Origin of the sequence: Stakelama saccharophila (assembly GCF_032229225.1) — a bacterium.
Taxonomy (GTDB): domain Bacteria; phylum Pseudomonadota; class Alphaproteobacteria; order Sphingomonadales; family Sphingomonadaceae; genus Sphingomonas; species Sphingomonas saccharophila.
On the sequence record NZ_CP135076.1, the window covers coordinates 2,719,298 to 2,735,501 of the forward strand.

Below are 16,204 nucleotides of genomic sequence, written 5' to 3' on the forward strand. Positions count from 1 at the left end.
TCAGCCGGCTGCCGCCATCCTGCGCAGTTGCGCCAGCGTTTCGTCGAGCGCCGAACGATCGGCCGGCTGGTGCGAGGCCGTCTCCGTCCGCGCGGTGCGGGTATGACGGCGCGCCACGCCGCGTTCGAGACGATCGAGCAGGGCATGGACGCTGGCATCGGTCTGCGGCGCGGCGAGGGCGCCCTCGCGATTGTCGGATGCGGTCGCGCCGGTGGGCATATGCTCACCCGTCAGATCAGCGGGCGGTGTCAACGCAAACGTCTCGAACCGTTCGCCGTGGTCAAAGACCTGCGGCCTGCGCAGGCCCGCCAGCGGACGGACCGATTCGCTGGGCGTCGCCGGCGTCGCGGGCACGGCGCCGGGATCGTATTGCGACAGCGGCCGATCGAGGTCGGTCGGCAGCGGTCGTTCCGGGGGACGCTCGGGCTTCAGTGCTTTTGCCTCGGCGGTCCGTGATTCCTTTTCCATCAGATCGATGGCGGCGCGAAGCGGCGGACGGGGCGGTGCATCGGGATGCGCGTCGGCGCGGCGGATCTGCGGCGCGGAATAGTCGATCGTCTCGTCGCTCTCGCTCACGTCGTCGGCCGGGCGATAGGACAACATCGGAAAGCTCGTCGGGCCGGCCATGCGGGCGAAGACCAGCGAGACGACGAGTGCGACGCCCCCCACTCCGGCGATCAGGATGCCGCCGCGCGCCCACAGGCCCAGCGGTGGCGCCGCCGCCGGCAGGATGGCGGGCAGGCCGCTTTGCACCACCCACGCTTCGATCACATGAATCGGAATCGACCATAGCGCCGCGGCCGTGACGATGGCGGCCGCCACCGCGACCGTGGCGGGCGAGTTCAAGCGGGAAAGGAACGCTGGTGCGGGCATGGCATTTCCGAATCACTGGACGCGAGGAGATGTTGGTAAACGGGTTCGTAGCGAGAAACGTTTGACGACCAGTTACGCTCTTGTTCGACGAACCGCCGGCCGCGTCCGCGCCGCGCCTCCCAATCGTCGCGATCGCCGAGCATCGCGGCCAGCGCGTCGGCCATGCGAGCCGGGTCATCCGGCGGAAACAGCATGCCGGTTTCGCCGTCGCGGATCAGCTCGCGGTGGCCGCCGATATCCGATGCCGCGACCAGGCGCCGCTGCGCCATGGCCTCCAATGGCTTCAGCGGCGTGACGAGATCGGTCAGCCGCATGCGCTTGCGCGGATAGACCAGAATGTCGGTCAGGCTGTAATAACGCTCCACCTGCGCATGCGGCACGCGGCCGACAAAGCGGATATGATCGGCGACGCCGGACCGCTTCGCCTGATCGCGCAGGGCGAGTTCGCACGGGCCGCCGCCGACCAGCAGGAGATGCGCATCGGGACGCCGCGCCACCAACGCCGGCATCGCCGCGATCAGATCGTCCAGCCCTTCATAGTCGTAGAAGCTGCCGATGAAGCCCAGCACTTCCTTGCCCCGCAACCCGAGTGACGCCCCCAGTTCCCGATCGGGTGGCGGCGGTTCGCCGAAGACCGTCAGGTCGACCCCGTTGGGCGAGACCATGATCTTGTCGCCCGGAATGCCGCGGGCGATCAGATCGTCGCGCAATCCGTTGCAGATCACCGCTACGGCGTCGGCGCGACGCGCCGCATGGGTTTCCAAAGCGCGCGTGGCGCGATAGCGCGAAGATCCCTCGCGCCCCGTTCCGTTCCCGACGGCGGCATCTTCCCAGAATGCGCGAATTTCATACAGCACCGGCAACCCCGAACGCCGGCCCGCGCGCAGCGCCGCCACCGCGTTCAGCGCGGGCGAATGGACATGCAGGATATCGGGGCGGAAGTCGCGGGCGACCTGCGCGATCCGCTTGCCGAAGGACGCGATTTCCTGGAGTTCGCCCAGTGGGCTCGGCCAGCCGCGCGGCGGCGGCGTCCGATGGAAGTCGATGCCGTCGACCGTTTCGAAGGACACCCGCGCATCGCCGTGCCGCGGTCCGGTGATCGCCGCGATCGTCCAGCCCCGCGCCATCTGCGCCTTCAGGATCGCACGGGTGCGAAAGCTGTATCCGCTGTGAAGCGGCAATCCATGGTCGAGAACGTGCAATATCCGCATGACGTCCGCGCTTCTGCCACGCGAGTGTTTAACGCCGCGTCAACCCCACCGGGCATAAAGCGGTGCGCGCAACCAATAGTGTCCGGTTCATTCGAAGGCGGCCAGAAATGATCGACAATTTCGCGCTCGGCCTGTCGCATGGCCTTTTGCTGCTGGCGGCATGGCTGTTGCTGCACCGTCCGGACCTTGACGACGAAAGCGCCGCGTCCGGCCGGGCCGAGGACGGCGCGCCCCGCCCCGGCCGGAGACGCCCGCGTGCGTGATCTCGCCTTTGTCGGCTTTCTCGTCGCCTTGCTGTCGCTGGGGTTCCGGCGTCCGTTCCTGTTCGTTCTCGCTTATGTCTATATCGACGTGGTCTCGCCCCAGCGGCTGAGCTATTTCCTCCTCAATTCCATTCCGATCTCCGCCATCACCTTCGGACTGGCGGCGCTGGGCTGGCTGATCGCCGACGACAAGCGGGACGTGCGCGTGGCGCCGCGCCAATTCCTGATGCTCCTCCTTCTGGGCTATTGCTGGTACACCACGATCAACGCCGATTTCCCGGTGGAAGCACAGTTCAAATGGGACTGGGTGTCCAAGGCGCTGGTCTTCGCCATGTTCCTGCCGCTCACCCTGCGCACGCGGCTGCGGATCGAGGCGCTGCTCGCCTTCATGCTGCTGTCGCTTTCCTCGATCGTGATCGTCGGCGGTATCAAGACGCTGGCGTCGGGCGGCGGCTATGGCGAGCTGAACCTGATGGTTTCGAACAATTCCGGGCTGTTCGAGGGCAGCATCATCTCCGCCGTGGCGATATGTGCGATCCCGATCATCCTGTGGTTCACGAAGCACGGCACGATCTTCCGGCCCGACTGGCGGGTCAAGCTGTTCTGCTACGGGCTGATATTCGCCTGCCTGCTGATCCCGATCGGCACCTCCGCGCGCACCGGACTGGTGTGCATCGGCTTTCTCGCCATTCTGATGCTGCGCGACGTGAAGCGACGGGTCCTGTACCTCACCTGCCTCGGTGCGATCGGTCTGGCCGCCGCCCCGTTGCTGCCCAAGACCTATACCGCGCGAATGGAAACCATCGCCAATTACCAGGCCGACCAGTCCGCATCGACCCGGCTGGCGGTCTGGGCCTGGACGCTCGATTATGTGAAGGACCATCCGCTGGGCGGCGGGTTCGAGGCCTATCGCCAGAACCATGTGCGCTACAATCTGGTCTCCACCCAGGGCAGCGAGAACAATGCCGAGGTCGCGCGCACGCTGGAAACCGACCAGGCCCGCGCCTATCACAGCGCCTATTTCGAGATGCTCGGCGAACAGGGCTGGCCTGGTCTGCTGTTGTGGCTGTGCATCCATTTCGGCGGGCTGATGCGCATGGAGATCATTCGCCGCCGCTATCGCCGGGCCGAAGGTGACGACGCGTGGATTGCGCCGCTGGCGAGCGCCTTGCAGCAGGCGCATATGGTCTATCTGCTGGGCGCCGCATTCGTCGGCATCGCCCTCAACCCGTTCGTCTATATGCTCGTCGGCACGCAGATCGGATTCGACACCTATCTGACTCGCAAGCGCAAGGCGCTGGCGCGTGAACCGATGCGCCGTCCGCGGCGGTTGGCAGAGCCCCTGCCGACCTGAACCACGCAAATCACATGGTCGGGTTCTTAACGCTTTGGCGGTAGGCGGTACGCCATGGCCGGACTGTTCCTCGCCCATCGCCCGACCGCCGACGCCGCTGCCGAACCGCTGGCGGCGGCGCGCGCGCAATTCACGCGGCACGGCTTCGGCGCGCCGCGCGCACTCGCCGCGCCCGGCTGGGACATCCTCGCCTGGGAATCGATCGCCGGAGGGCCGGAATCGTTGTGGCGCGAGGGCGAAGACTTCATCGCCGTCGCGGGAACGCTGGTTTATGACGGGCGCATGGGCGGGCCGGCGCTGTCGGCGCTGCTGCGCGACAGCGATCTTCCGCGGACGCCCGACTGGTCGCGCATCGGCGGCCAGTTCGTCGCCCTCGTGAAGAAGCACGGCCGCCTGTTCGCCTTCACCGATTATTTCGGCGCCTTCCAGCTATTCGTCGACCGCGAGCATCGGCTGTGCTCGACCTCCCTGCTCGCCGCGCTGTGCGCATTGCCGAGCGTCGCGTTCGACACCCAGGGCCTGTACGAATTCGCGTTCAACGTCGTGCCGATCGGGGACGATACCGTGTTTCGCGAGCTGCGGACGCTGAATCCCGGCGAAATCGCGGAGTTCACACCCGCCGGCATTACCCTGCACGCAACGCCCAAGCCCCTTCCCGACACCGCGGCCGAGGCATCGATCGATCGGCAAATCGCCGCCCACCGCGACCGGCTGATGGCGGTGGTCGAGGCGCATGTGCGCCATTTCGGCAATCATGTGCACTGCCCGCTGTCAGGCGGGATCGATTCGCGCCTTCTGCTTGCGGCGCTGCGCGCGGCGGGATCGACACCGCATGTATATGTCTATGGTCCGCCGGACAGCGGGGACGTGGCCGTCGCACGTGCGATCGGTCGGGCGGAAGGCTTCTCCGTGGAGTGGATCGACAAGCAGCAGGCGCCGCTCGACGCCGATGCCTTCGCCGAGCGCACGCGGCGCAATTTCCACGAATTCGACGCGCTGCCGACCTATGGCAACATCTTCGACAATGGCGGCAATGCGGCCGCGCGCGATGCGCGCCACGCGGGTGGCGGGCTGGCGACGTCGGGCGGTTGCGGCGAAATCTACCGCGACTTTTTCTACCTGAGCGATCGGCCCAGGGATGCGGCCGCGGTGGCCGGCACCTTTTTCGCCCGCTTCACTCGCGGCGACGCGACGCCGCTATTCGATCCGAAGCGGTTTCTCGATCGCATCGCCGGCAAGATCGCCTTGGCGGCCGAGGCCGATACCATCCGCACGCCCATTGCGCGGCTCCGCATCGAGCACCTCTATCCGCGGGTGCGTTGCCGCGCTCTGTTCGGTCGGGAGATCAGTATCGAGGCGCGCTACGGCGCCTATATGATGCCGTTCCTCGACCACGCAGTGGTGGCGGAGGCGATGACGCTGCCGATCGGGATGAAGCGGGCAGGCCGGTTCGAATCGGCGCTGCTGAGCGCGATCGACCCCGCACTCGCCCGGCACATGTCCGCCTACGGTCATTCCTTCGATGTCCCGCCGGGGCGCGCCCACCGGCTCGGCGAATGGTCCTCGCGCATCCGGCCGACCTGGCTGCGCGCCCGCAGCTACGCTATCCGGCGCCGACTGGGGCCGATGGGCGACGAACATGGCGGGCTGCTGACGCCGGACTATATGGCGCGCGTGGTCGATCCGGACTTCCCGGCGATGCGCCGCTATTTTCGAATGGAGAACATCACCGACAGCGGCTTGTGGCGCCGGATCGCCTGCCTGGAATATCTTGCGCAGCACCTGGGCTCGCGGCTGCGCCATTGACGGGCCGTTTCCCGCCGGCCGACCCGTCACGGCCGGCGAGCGCGAACGGGCACTCCGCCCTACCGGTCGGCCAGTGGTGTAATCCGTTCGGCAAGGTCGTTATCGCGCACCGCAACGTCGTCGTCGGACCAATTGCCGACGAAGGTCGTGCGATTGTCGAAATCGGGCGCCAGCCAGGCGCGGTTCCGCTCTACCACCAGCCCGGCGGAGCTGTTCTCCGCCCCTTCCGGCGCGACCGAGATCATGGTGGAATAATTGTCCTTGTCCGGCCCTTGCAGGAAGCTGTTTTCGGCGATGCGGCCGGAGGCGCCGTTCGACAGGTCGATCATGTAGTTGGTGTGATGGCCGCGGCTGTCGTCGAAGCTGTTGTCGACGATCTGCACGCGCGGCGCGCGGCTCTTGACGTAATGCCCGCCGGTGCCGCGCTCGAACCGGGAGCGCGTGACGGTCAGCGCGCCATAGTCACCGATATAGATGGCATGGGCACCGTTGCCGGTCGGATCCTTGCCGAGCCCGGAAAAGGTGGAGCGGTCGATGGTGACGCTGCTCGACGGATCGCTGGCCGACAGGATGCCGGACTGGCTGTCGATGAACATGGCGTTGCGGACGACGAGGTCGCCCTTTTCGATGCGGATGCCGGCGCCGTTGCCGTCGAGTACTTCGTCATGGGTGAAGACGATGCCGTCGACCTCCGCCTTGCGGCCGCGCAGGACGAGCGTCGCCTTGCCCTCGCAGATCGCGCCGTCGAAGACGACAGTGCCGGGCCGGTCGGCGCGATAGGTGACGCTTCCGGCTTCCTGCACCGCGCAATCGCGGTAGCGGCCGGGGGCGATGCGGATCGTGCCGTCGCCGCCGCCGATCGCCGCGACTGCGTCGGCAAGCCGGGGATAGGACCGGTCGGTACGCACGACGGTGAAGGCGCCGCCGGACTGCGCCGCCGCCGGCGCCGTCAGTGCGACAAGGCTGAGCGAGAGGAAAGCGAGGCGCATCGGATCGGATCTCCAGCACGAAAAAGGGCGCGCGACCGCCGTTCGGCCACGCGCCCTTGTCTAGCATCGCGGTCTCACCAGAAGGTTACGACCGCTCGCATGTCCGTCACGCCGCCTCTTCCACCTTGGCCAGGGCGTCGATGACCGCCTTGTTGAATGCCGGGATGTCGTCCGGCTTGCGACTGGTGATCAGGTTGCCGTCGACGACGACCTCGCGGTCTTCGACCTCCGCCCCGGCATTCGCCAGGTCGGTGCGCACGGAAGGCCAACTCGTAACCTTGCGGCCGTCGACCACGTCGGCTTCGATCAACAGCCACGGCCCATGGCAGATGGCGGCGACCGTCTTGCCTTCGTCCATGAACCGGCCGACGATCTTCACCGCCTTTTCCTGCAACCGCATCTTGTCCGGATTGCCGACGCCGCCGGGCAGCACCAGCGCATCGAAGCGGGAAACGTCGACCTGATCGAGCGTCATGTCGGGGGTGATCGAATCGCCTTCTTCCGAATCGTGAATGACGCCGGTGATCGGGTCGGTTTCGATCGATGCGAGTTCGACGTCGGCGCCGGCTTCCATCAGCGCCTTGCGGAATTCGAACAGTTCGGAATTCTCGAACCCGTCGGTGGCAAGAATGAGCACGCGCTTGTTGGCGAGATCGGCCATGGTTTCTCTCCGTTTTCCAAGGGGGTGGATAGTGGGACCTAAACCACCGAGCCGGCGGGGCGGTTCCGGAACGAAGCGGGACGCCCGCGCATTCTTCGCGTTCCAAGAGGACCGATCGTGCCCCCCGACCTGCAATTTTCCGACCATAGCCGCCCCGGTATCACGCGACGCAAGGTTCGCGGCGGATGGGGTTATTGGGATGCCGACGGCAACCGCATCACCGATCGCGAAGAGATCGACCGGCTGAACGCCATCGGCATGCCGCCGGCCTATCGCGACTGCTGGTTCTGTCCCGACCCCGCCGGCCATATCCAGGCGGTTGGTTTCGACGAGAAGGGGCGGCGGCAATATCGCTATCATCCCGATTTCCGCGAGCACCGGGAAGCGGCGAAATTCGATCGCTGCGTCGCGTTCGGCCACCGGCTGCCCGACCTGCGCAAACGCGTCGCGGCCGATCTGCGCCGGCACGATCTGTGTCGCGAGCGCGCCGTCGCCGCCGTCGTGCGGCTGCTCGATCTCGGCAATCTGCGCATCGGCAATGAAGGCTATGCCAAGGCGAACAAGAGCTTCGGCGCCACGACGCTGCGCAAGCGCCATGCCACGGTGTCGGGCAGCACGCTGAAGCTGAAATATCGCGCCAAATCCGGCAAGGAACGCGTCGCCCGCGTGACCGACGGCTCGCTCAGCCGTTTCGTCAAGCGCTGCCACGACCTGCCTGGCCAGCACCTGTTCCATTATCTGGACGATGCCGGCACGGCGCACCCGGTGACGTCCAGTGATGTCAATGCCTATATTCACGACGCGATGGGCGAAGAGTTCACCGCCAAGCATTTCCGCACCTGGGGCGCGAGCGTACTCGCCTTCACAGCGCTGGCCGAGGCCGAAAGCGACCTCAGCCTCAAGCGCATGCTGGAGCCGGTGGTCGACGCGCTCGGCAACACGCCGGCGGTCGCGCGCAAATCCTACGTCCATCCCCGCCTCATCGATCTGTGCAAGGACGGGCAGACAGGATTCCGCGCCGAGCTTTGCCTTCCGCGCGCGACGCGTTATCTGTCGCGGCACGAACGCGGTCTGATCGCGTTTCTCGAAAGCGAAGCGGTCGCCGATGCGCCGCATCCTGCCAATGCAGCCTGACAGGAGTATCATGAACAGCAACGCCGCGGCCGCCGCCGCCACGAACGAAGCCCGCATCGACACCGCGGGATTTCACGAACAGGCGGAATATCTGTTCCGATCGAGCTGGCAGTGGATCGACCACCACTGGTTGCAGATCGCGATCGCGGTTGTCGTCGCGGCCGTGATCTTCGTCGTCCTGCAGGGCGTGAAGCGTTGGGGCGCGAAGCTGGGCAGCCGCAAGCCGGACAGCACCGGCTGGCGCCACATCATCGGCCGGGCGTTCGCGAAAACGACCAACTTCTTCATCCTGATGACCGCGATCAAGCTGGTCGTCGGCTATTCCTACGCGCCGCTGCTGGTGCAGACGACGGTCATCTTCCTGTTCACCGTGGCGGCGGTCTTCCAGGCGGCGGTCTGGGCGCGAGAGATCATCCTGGGCTTCATCACCCACCGCACGGAAAGCGGCGGGCATGGCGAGGCGCTGGGCAGCGCCATGGGGATCATCCGCCTGCTGGTGAGTTTCCTGGTCTTCGCCGTCGCGCTGATCGTGGTGTTCGACAATCTGGGCGTGGACGTGACCGGCCTGGTCGCGGGCCTGGGCGTCGGCGGCATCGCCATCGGCCTGGCCGCGCAGGGAATCTTCGCGGACCTCTTCGCGGCGCTGTCGATCATCTTCGACAGGCCGTTCCGCAAGGGTGACAGCGTCGCCTATGACGACACCTTCGCCTCGATCGAACAGATCGGGCTGAAGTCGACCCGCCTGCGTGCCTTCAGCGGCGAAGAGCTGATCATTTCCAACCGCAACCTGCTCGACAAGCAGATCACCAACAACACCCACCGCATCCACCGTCGCGGCACGTTCATGATCGGCGTCACCTATCAGACACCGCCGGAGGTCTGCGCGAAGATCCCTGCGATGATGCAGGAGATCGTCGAACGGCACGACTGCACTTTCTCGCGCTGCGGCTTCGTCGGCTTCGGCGCCAGCAGTCTGGATTTCGAGCTGGTGTTCGACAGCGAAGGCCCGGACTTTGCAATCTTCTACGAGCGCCGCTCGGCGATCGGCATCGCCATCCTGCGGAAGTTCAACGATGACGGCATCGACATCGCCTATCCGACGCAGATGACCTTTGCCGCCGGTCCCGATGGCAAGCCGGTGGATCCGGGCGTGCCGGAGCCGGCCAAGGGCACGGTGATGCGCGGGGCATAAGGAGGAACCGCCGAACACGGCGGAGGGCCACCGCGAAACGGCCAAGCTCATCATCGCCGCTGATGCGTCAGGCGGCGCGGAAGCCGATGGAGACATGAGATTCCTGCCTGCGCAGGAGCGGGGCGCGTGGAAGCCGTCATCCATCTCCCCTCCCTTTCAAGGGAGGGGATCAAGGGGTGGGTGAGCGAGGCCAGGCTCGATGCCTCGGCTTCGCTTTACCCGTCATTGAAGCTCGCTCCGCTCGCACCCACCCCCGGCCCCTCCCTTGAAAGGGAGGGGAGGAAGACGCCATGAGACAGTAACGGTGCATAACGGGCCGCCGGTTCATCCCCGGCGGCCCTTTCCCTCACATTCCGTCGTCGAGGCTGAGCAGCGAGGCGTTGCCGCCGGCGCTCGTCGTATCGATCGACACCGCCCGCTCGGCGCAGAAGCGCGGCAGATAATGCGGGCCGCCCGCTTTCGGGCCGGTGCCGGACAGACCCTCGCCGCCGAAGGGCTGCGAGCCGACGACCGCGCCGATCATAGAGCGGTTGACATAGGCGTTGCCGACGCGGGCGTGCGTGCGCAGCAGATCGGCGTTGCGGGCAATGCGGCTGTGCAGCCCCATCGTCAGGCCGTAACCCTTGGCGTTCACGCGCTTGATCGTCTCTTCGAGCTTGCCGGCCTTCCAGGTCGTGACGTGCAGGATCGGGCCGAACCATTCGGTATCGAGATCCTCGATATCGTCGATCTGGATCATCGTCGGCGGGACGAAAAGCCCTTCGTCCTCCGGGACCGCGACCGTCTTGATCCAGCGCGGGCGCATCGTCTCGCGATAGGCCATCATCTTGTCATAGGCCGCGCGGTCGATGACCGGGCCGACATCGGTCGCCGGATCGCCGGGGTCGCCGACATGGAGCATGTCCATGGCGCCCGACAGCATATGGATCATCTCGTCGGCATTGTCTTCCTGCAGGATCAGGAGGCGCGACGCCGAGCAACGCTGGCCCGCCGAACGGAAGGACGAGGTCAGCACGTCGGCCGCCACCTGTTCGGGCAGCGCGGTCGAATCGACGATCATCGCGTTCACGCCGCCGGTTTCCGCGATGAACGGGATGATCGGGCGATGCTCGCCGACGAGCAGGGTTTGCGCGATCTTCTTTGCCGTTGCGGTCGAGCCGGTAAAGGCGACGCCGGCGATGCGCTGGTCCGACATCATCTCCGCCCCGACATCGGCGCCGCCGGTCACCAGCGTTATCGCATCCTCCGGTACGCCGGCCTGATGCGCGAGATCGACCACCTTGCGGGCGATCGCCGGCGTCTGCGGCGCCGGTTTCGCGACCACGCTGTTGCCGCAGACCAGCGCCGCGGCATTCTGGCCGGTGAAGATGGCGAGCGGGAAGTTCCACGGCGAAACGGTCGCCCAGGTGCCACGGCCCTCCATCTTGAGCGCATTATATTCGCCCGTCGGCCCCGGCAGTTCGTGCACCGTCAGGTCCTTACGCGCACGCTGCGCATAATAGCGGCAGAAATCAGCGGCTTCGCGCACTTCGCTGAGCGCGTCGGGGATGGAACGGAACGCCTCCTTCACCACCAGCCCCATCAGTTCGATCCGGTTCTCCTCGATCAGGTCGGCCCAACGCTCGAGGATGTTGGCGCGCTCGTTCACCGTGCGCCGGTCCCATTCGGGATAGGCGGCCTGCGCGCGCGTCACGGCGTTGTGGACATCGGCGTCCGGCGTCCGGCCGGCCTCGATCGCAGCGCGGCTGCGGCCCGTGGGATGATGGGGATCGGCATGGACCGCGTCGCCGCCTTCGGGTTCGAAGGGAATCGCGTTCACCCCGCGAGCGGTCTCGAGCAGGGTCGGCCGGTCGTTGAGGTCGATGCCCTCGCTGTTCTTCCATTCGCCGAAGATGTCGCGCGGCAGCGGAATCTGCGGCAGACGGGTACAGTTCACCGCCTCCACCTTCTCCACCGGGTCCTTCAGCAGGTCGGAATCGTCATAGGCGTCGTTCGAGAGCTGATTGACGAAGCTCGAATTGGCGCCATTTTCCAGCAGGCGCCGAACGAGATAAGCGAGCAGTTCGCGGTGCCCGCCCACCGGCGCGTAGATGCGGCAGTGATAATCCTCTTCGTTGACCAGCCGGTCGTAAAGGCCCTCGCCCATGCCGTGCAGGCGCTGGAACTCGAAATCGCGGCGGTCGCCCGCCCAGTCGAGGATGGTCGCGACGGTCAGCGCGTTGTGGGTGGCGAAGGCGCAGCCGATATTCTCGGCCGCCAGCATGTCCCTGACGCAGGCGAGATAGCAGACATCGGTGGCCGCCTTGCGGGTATAGACCGGGTAATCCGACAGCCCCTCGACCTGCGCGTGCTTGATCTCGGTATCCCAATAGGCGCCCTTGACCAGTCGCACGTTCATCGGCCGGTCGAGCGAATTGGCCCACTGGATAACGGCGCGGGCGCGCTTGCTGTACGCCTGAACGGCAAGGCCGAAGCGGTTCCATTCGCGGAATTCCGGTCGTTTGGCGATCGCGCCGACGATGTCGAGGCTCATTTCCAGGCGGTCGGCCTCCTCGGCATCGACGGTCACCGCGACATTCTGGTGCATCGCCTCGGCACAGAGCTGGGCCAGGCGATCGGTGATCTCCGGAACGCAGCGGTCATATTGCGGCACTTCGTAGCGCGGATGCAGCGCCGACAGCTTGATCGAGATGGTGTGGTCGGGATTCTGGTCGGCACCGATCTTCTTGATCGCGTCCCAATAGGCATCGTAGAAGGCGTCGGCGTCCTCCTGCGTCTGCGCCGCCTCGCCCAGCATGTCGAAGCTGGCGGAGAAATGCCGGTTCGCGGGCTTGCGCATCCGCTTGAGCGCTTCCTCGATGTCGCGGCCCATGACGAAGACCTCGCCCATCACCTTCATCGCCGCGCCGACGGCCTGACGCACGAAGGGCTCGCTCGTGCGCGAAATCAGGCGTTTGAGCGTGCCCTGGTCCCCCTCGTCGGTGAGCGCGCGGCCCAAAACCAGTCCCCAGGTCGCGGAATTGACGATCCGGGATCTGGAGCGCCCCTCATGCGTGCGCCATTTGCCGTCGTTCAGCTTGTCGGCGATCAGCAGGTCGGCGGTGCGCGCATCCGGTACGCGCAGATAGGCCTCGGCCAGGCTCATCAGGGCGATACCCTCCGGCGAGCTGAGCTGATATTCCTGCAGGAACTGGTTGATCCAGCTTTCCGATTCCGCCTCGCGGATGTCGCGGATCAGGTTGCGGGCGTAGCGTTCGACCCGGGGGCGCGATTCGGGGGTGATTCGCGCATCGTTCAGCATCGGCTTTAGAACATCGGGTTCGGGCATCCGGTGTAGACGGCGCATGGAGTTTCGGGCCGCGGACGTTACGTCTGTGGTCATATTCGTACCTTCGGTCGGGGCGAGACTTGCGGGCGGGCCGCAGCACAGCCTATGAACTGCCGACGCTATGCACAGATAGGTCGGCAAAGGAAGCGGTTGTGGACGCGATCAGCATCAACGAACTGGCCCAACGCGCAGGAATGGAACGGGTTTCCGACTGGGTGGAGGTCACCCAGGCGATGATCGACACCTTCGCCGATGCGACCGGCGATCACCAGTTCATCCATGTCGATCCCGAGGCGGCGAGGCAGACGCCGTTCGGCGGCACCGTCGCGCACGGCTTTCTAACGCTGTCGCTGATGCCGTTACTGGCATCGAAGACGGATCAGCCGCCGATCCGAGACATGAAGATGGGGGTGAACTACGGCGGAAACAAGGTACGCTTCCTCCAGCCGGTGCGCTCGGGCAAGCGCGTGCGCGGCCGGTTCAAGCTATTGTCGCTGGAGGAAAAGCGCGCCGGCCAGTGGCAGCAGACCACCGAATTCACCGTCGAGATCGAAGACGAGGAGAAGCCGGCAATGGTCGCCGAGTGGATCAGCCAGATATTCGTTTGAGTGCCCCTCCCGCTTGCGGAAGAGGTCAAGCAAGGTCGAACACGCGCTCGCGAAACACCCGTTCAACAAGGGGGATCGCCCTCCCCCGGCCCCTCCTGCAAGCGGGAGGGGAGAGAAAGAGAGGAAACCATCATGCGTTCAGCCGTCATCGTCTCCACCGCCCGCACCCCGATCGGCCGCGCCTATCGCGGCGCGTTCAACGCCCTGCCGGCGCAGACGCTCGCCAGCCATTCGATCAGGGCCGCGGTCGAGCGCGCCGGGATCGCCGGCGAGGAAGTGCAGGACGTCGTCTTCGGCGCCGCGCTCCAGCAGGGGCACCAGGCCGGCAACATCGCGCGCCAGGCGCTGCTGCGCGCAGGCCTTCCGGTGTCGGTCGCGGGCATGTCGGTCGACCGGCAATGCGCGAGCGGCCTGATGGCGATCGCCACGGCGGCCAAGGAAATCATGGTCGACAATATGGACATCGCGGTCGGCGGCGGCGTCGAATCGATCAGCCTCGTCCAGACGCCGCAGATGCGCGTCGCGCCCGATCCCGAGCTGCTCGCCATGCACGACGACATGTATATGCCGATGCTGCAGACCGCCGAGGTGGTGGCCGGGCGCTACGGCATCACGCGCGAGCAGATGGACCAGTACAGCCTGCAATCGCAGCAGCGTACCGCCGCCGCGCAAGCAGCGGGCAAGTTCGACGACGAGATCATCCCCGTCACCGCGACCATGAACGTGACCGACAAGGAAACGAAGGAAGTTTCCCAAAAGGAGGTCACGCTGTCGAAGGACGAGGGCAACCGTCCCGAAACCAGTATCGAAGGACTGAAGGGCCTGCAGCCGGTGGTCGGCCCCGAGGGCACGATCACGGCGGGCAATGCCAGCCAGCTTTCCGACGGTTCCTCCGCCAGCGTGCTGATGGAGGAAAGGACGGCCGAGAAGCGGGGGCTCACCCCGCTCGGCCGCTATGTCGGCATGGCGGTGGCGGGCACCAAGCCCGACGAGATGGGCATCGGTCCGATCTACGCGATCCCCAAGCTGCTCGACCGCTTCGACCTGAAAATGGACGATATCGGCCTGTGGGAGCTGAACGAGGCGTTCGCGGTGCAGGTGCTCTATTGCCAGGACAAGCTCGGCATTCCGAACGACTTGCTCAACGTCAATGGCGGGTCGATCTCGATCGGCCATCCCTATGGCATGTCGGGCGCGCGCATGACCGGCCACGCCCTGATCGAGGGCAAGCGGCGCGGCGCCAAATATGTCGTCGTGACGATGTGCGTCGGCGGCGGCATGGGCGCGGCCGGCCTGTTCGAGGTGCTTTGAGGCGGTCGACAGCCTCCGCCCCGCCGCCGCGGCGGAGGCGGGCAGGCGCGGGTGCGGAAATCCGCCAAAGGTCGCACAGAGTCGCACCTCGACGCGCGGGTGCGCGGGCGCGCGGGAGAGTATAACCGATATCAAAGAGCAATGCCGGTGGTGGCACAGACCGGTGGATGTAGGAAAATGGTTTCTGCGTGGTGTGGTGCGGCGAGAGACATGGGTTCCTGCCTTCGCAGGAACGACGGGTTGGGAGGTGGTTCTATTTCCCCTCCCTTTCGAGGGGGGGGGGCAAGGGGTGGGTTCAGCGAAACCGGGGCTCGATGCCTCGGCTTCGCTTTGGCTGGTGTTGAAGCTCGCTGCGCTCGCACCCACCCCCGACCCCTCCCTTGAAAGGGAGGGGAGGAGGGGCGGAAGTGGCGCGGCTGGTCACCGGCGGGGGACATTGTCGACCTCTTCGCGCGCTGGGCGGCGCTCGCGCCGGATCGTCATCGCGCTGAACCCCGTTCGGCTGCGTAGACCCGAGGGCGGAAACACCGGCGCCCGAGACGCGTTGGTGCAGCCGACAGCACCCATAGGAGACGATCCATGACCGAGGCCGCCGATATCCGAAAGGAAATGTGGAAGAAGCTGGCCGACAGCCCGTTCGTGATGGTCGGCATCGAAGGCGACGGCGAACATTCCGAACCGATGACGGCGCAGCTCGACAAGGACGCGAACAGCGCCTTCTGGTTCTACACCACCAAATCCAACCGCATCGCCAAGGGCGGCAAGGCGATGGCGCAGTTCGCCGCCAAGGGGCACGACCTGTTCGCCTGCATCCGCGGCACGCTGGTCGAGGAAACGGATCCGGCGGTCATCGACCGTTACTGGTCGAAGGCGGTGGAGGCCTGGTACGAGGGCGGGCGCCAGGACCCGAAGCTGAAGATGATGCGCTTCGAACTCGGCGATGCCGAGATTTGGGAGGCCGACACCAGCGCCAAAGGGATGTTCAAGCTGCTGACCGGAAGGACGGTGAGAACCGGGGAAATGGGCGAGCATACCGACGTCGCGCTCTGACGCGGGAGCACTTGCGGCTTGACCGGCCCCCGGCGCGCAGCGATGCGTGGCGCATGGGGCCGTCGCTTGCTCATCGTGTCCGCGTCGAGGCGCATGCCGTCTGGCTGGCGGTGCGCGATCCTCGCACGCCGTGGCCGGCGCGGATCGTCGGGCTGCTGGTGGCCGCATATGCGCTCTCACCGCTCGACTTGATCCCCGACTTCATTCCGGTTCTGGGCCTGGTCGACGACATGGTGCTCATCCCGGCCGGAATATGGCTGTTCGAGCGACTGATCCCGCGCGGCCGGATGGCGGAGCACCGCGCGGCCGCCGAGGCGGCGTCGGAGCGGCCGGTCTCGATACCGGGCGTGCTGATCGTGGTCGCCGTCTGGGCGCTCGCGGCCTGGCTGGTCTGGGGCTGGATCGCCACCTGGTGGGATTGAGA

At 66.2% G+C, this 16,204-nt stretch carries 14 protein-coding genes; 9 read left to right on the top strand and 5 right to left on the bottom strand.

Annotation, left to right across the window (positions count from 1 at the left end; all coding sequences use genetic code 11):
* Both RPR59_RS12710 and RPR59_RS12715 read right to left on the bottom strand, forming a co-directional pair.
* A complete protein-coding gene (locus tag RPR59_RS12710; protein WP_313914616.1) occupies positions 1–873 on the bottom strand; it encodes a hypothetical protein in 873 nt (290 codons plus the stop codon).
* Complete coding sequence (locus RPR59_RS12715; RefSeq protein ID WP_313914618.1) at positions 843–2,084, bottom strand: TIGR04063 family PEP-CTERM/XrtA system glycosyltransferase; 1,242 nt, start codon at positions 2,082–2,084, stop codon at positions 843–845. The genes RPR59_RS12710 and RPR59_RS12715 overlap by 31 nt, the downstream gene beginning before the upstream one ends.
* A 107-nt stretch (positions 2,085–2,191) precedes the next feature.
* Between RPR59_RS12715 and RPR59_RS12720 the strand changes: the two genes are divergently transcribed.
* The 3 genes from RPR59_RS12720 to RPR59_RS12730 are packed head-to-tail and all read left to right on the top strand — an operon-like array spanning position 2,192 to position 5,507.
* A complete protein-coding gene (locus RPR59_RS12720; RefSeq protein WP_313914620.1) occupies positions 2,192–2,347 on the top strand; it encodes a hypothetical protein in 156 nt (51 codons plus the stop codon).
* Complete coding sequence (locus RPR59_RS12725; protein WP_313914622.1) at positions 2,340–3,701, top strand: putative O-glycosylation ligase, exosortase A system-associated; 1,362 nt, start codon at positions 2,340–2,342, stop codon at positions 3,699–3,701. Before RPR59_RS12720 ends, RPR59_RS12725 begins: the two co-directional genes overlap by 8 nt.
* Positions 3,702–3,755: 54 nt before the next feature.
* Positions 3,756–5,507 carry an asparagine synthetase B family protein gene (locus RPR59_RS12730; protein ID WP_313914624.1) on the top strand — a complete coding sequence of 584 codons (1,752 nt, stop codon included), beginning with the start codon at positions 3,756–3,758 and terminating at the stop codon, positions 5,505–5,507.
* Positions 5,508–5,566: 59 nt separating this feature from the next.
* On the opposite strand, the gene RPR59_RS12735 is transcribed toward RPR59_RS12730, so the two are convergent.
* Positions 5,567–6,496: a right-handed parallel beta-helix repeat-containing protein gene (locus RPR59_RS12735; RefSeq protein ID WP_313914627.1), complete on the bottom strand. Its 930-nt coding sequence runs from the start codon at positions 6,494–6,496 to the stop codon at positions 5,567–5,569.
* Between the two features lie 106 nt (positions 6,497–6,602).
* The gene (locus tag RPR59_RS12740) at positions 6,603–7,157 is read right to left on the bottom strand and encodes a type 1 glutamine amidotransferase domain-containing protein (protein ID WP_313914630.1); all 555 of its coding nucleotides are present in this window, start codon (positions 7,155–7,157) and stop codon (positions 6,603–6,605) included.
* Positions 7,158–7,274: 117 nt separating this feature from the next.
* On the opposite strand from RPR59_RS12740, the gene RPR59_RS12745 reads away from it, so the two are divergent.
* Both RPR59_RS12745 and RPR59_RS12750 read left to right on the top strand, forming a co-directional pair.
* The gene (locus RPR59_RS12745) at positions 7,275–8,291 is read left to right on the top strand and encodes a DNA topoisomerase IB (RefSeq protein ID WP_313914632.1); all 1,017 of its coding nucleotides are present in this window, start codon (positions 7,275–7,277) and stop codon (positions 8,289–8,291) included.
* Between the two features lie 10 nt (positions 8,292–8,301).
* On the top strand, positions 8,302–9,483 hold the full coding sequence (locus RPR59_RS12750; protein WP_313914635.1) for a mechanosensitive ion channel family protein: 1,182 nt from the start codon (positions 8,302–8,304) through the stop codon (positions 9,481–9,483).
* A 346-nt stretch (positions 9,484–9,829) separates the two neighbouring features.
* On the opposite strand, the gene putA is transcribed toward RPR59_RS12750, so the two are convergent.
* Positions 9,830–12,811 carry a bifunctional proline dehydrogenase/L-glutamate gamma-semialdehyde dehydrogenase PutA gene (gene putA, locus RPR59_RS12755; RefSeq protein ID WP_313914637.1) on the bottom strand — a complete coding sequence of 994 codons (2,982 nt, stop codon included), beginning with the start codon at positions 12,809–12,811 and terminating at the stop codon, positions 9,830–9,832.
* Positions 12,812–13,005: 194 nt separating this feature from the next.
* Here putA and RPR59_RS12760 point away from each other — a divergent pair, with 194 nt between their 5' ends.
* From RPR59_RS12760 to RPR59_RS12775, 4 genes are all read left to right on the top strand, one after another.
* Positions 13,006–13,419: a MaoC family dehydratase gene (locus RPR59_RS12760; protein WP_313918508.1), complete on the top strand. Its 414-nt coding sequence runs from the start codon at positions 13,006–13,008 to the stop codon at positions 13,417–13,419.
* A gap of 132 nt (positions 13,420–13,551) precedes the next feature.
* A complete protein-coding gene (locus RPR59_RS12765; RefSeq protein ID WP_313914639.1) occupies positions 13,552–14,730 on the top strand; it encodes an acetyl-CoA C-acyltransferase in 1,179 nt (392 codons plus the stop codon).
* A gap of 579 nt (positions 14,731–15,309) precedes the next feature.
* Positions 15,310–15,780: a pyridoxamine 5'-phosphate oxidase family protein gene (locus RPR59_RS12770; protein ID WP_313914641.1), complete on the top strand. Its 471-nt coding sequence runs from the start codon at positions 15,310–15,312 to the stop codon at positions 15,778–15,780.
* Between the two features lie 11 nt (positions 15,781–15,791).
* Positions 15,792–16,202: a YkvA family protein gene (locus tag RPR59_RS12775; protein WP_313914643.1), complete on the top strand. Its 411-nt coding sequence runs from the start codon at positions 15,792–15,794 to the stop codon at positions 16,200–16,202.
* The last annotated feature ends 2 nt before the right edge of the window (positions 16,203–16,204 follow it).

What these genes read in the sequence shown, in the direction of transcription:
- RPR59_RS12760 (WP_313918508.1), top strand. Translation starts at nt 13,006, where the DNA reads ATGGAACGGGTTTCCGACTGGGTGGAGGTCACCCAGGCGATGATCGAC.
- RPR59_RS12765 (WP_313914639.1), top strand. Translation starts at nt 13,552, where the DNA reads ATGCGTTCAGCCGTCATCGTCTCCACCGCCCGCACCCCGATCGGCCGC.
- RPR59_RS12730 (WP_313914624.1), top strand. Translation starts at nt 3,756, where the DNA reads ATGGCCGGACTGTTCCTCGCCCATCGCCCGACCGCCGACGCCGCTGCC.
- RPR59_RS12740 (WP_313914630.1), bottom strand. Translation starts at nt 7,157, where the DNA reads ATGGCCGATCTCGCCAACAAGCGCGTGCTCATTCTTGCCACCGACGGG.
- RPR59_RS12750 (WP_313914635.1), top strand. Translation starts at nt 8,302, where the DNA reads ATGAACAGCAACGCCGCGGCCGCCGCCGCCACGAACGAAGCCCGCATC.
- RPR59_RS12735 (WP_313914627.1), bottom strand. Translation starts at nt 6,496, where the DNA reads ATGCGCCTCGCTTTCCTCTCGCTCAGCCTTGTCGCACTGACGGCGCCG.
- RPR59_RS12710 (WP_313914616.1), bottom strand. Translation starts at nt 873, where the DNA reads ATGCCCGCACCAGCGTTCCTTTCCCGCTTGAACTCGCCCGCCACGGTC.
- putA (WP_313914637.1), bottom strand. Translation starts at nt 12,811, where the DNA reads ATGCCCGAACCCGATGTTCTAAAGCCGATGCTGAACGATGCGCGAATC.
- RPR59_RS12715 (WP_313914618.1), bottom strand. Translation starts at nt 2,084, where the DNA reads ATGCGGATATTGCACGTTCTCGACCATGGATTGCCGCTTCACAGCGGA.
- RPR59_RS12770 (WP_313914641.1), top strand. Translation starts at nt 15,310, where the DNA reads ATGACCGAGGCCGCCGATATCCGAAAGGAAATGTGGAAGAAGCTGGCC.
- RPR59_RS12720 (WP_313914620.1), top strand. Translation starts at nt 2,192, where the DNA reads ATGATCGACAATTTCGCGCTCGGCCTGTCGCATGGCCTTTTGCTGCTG.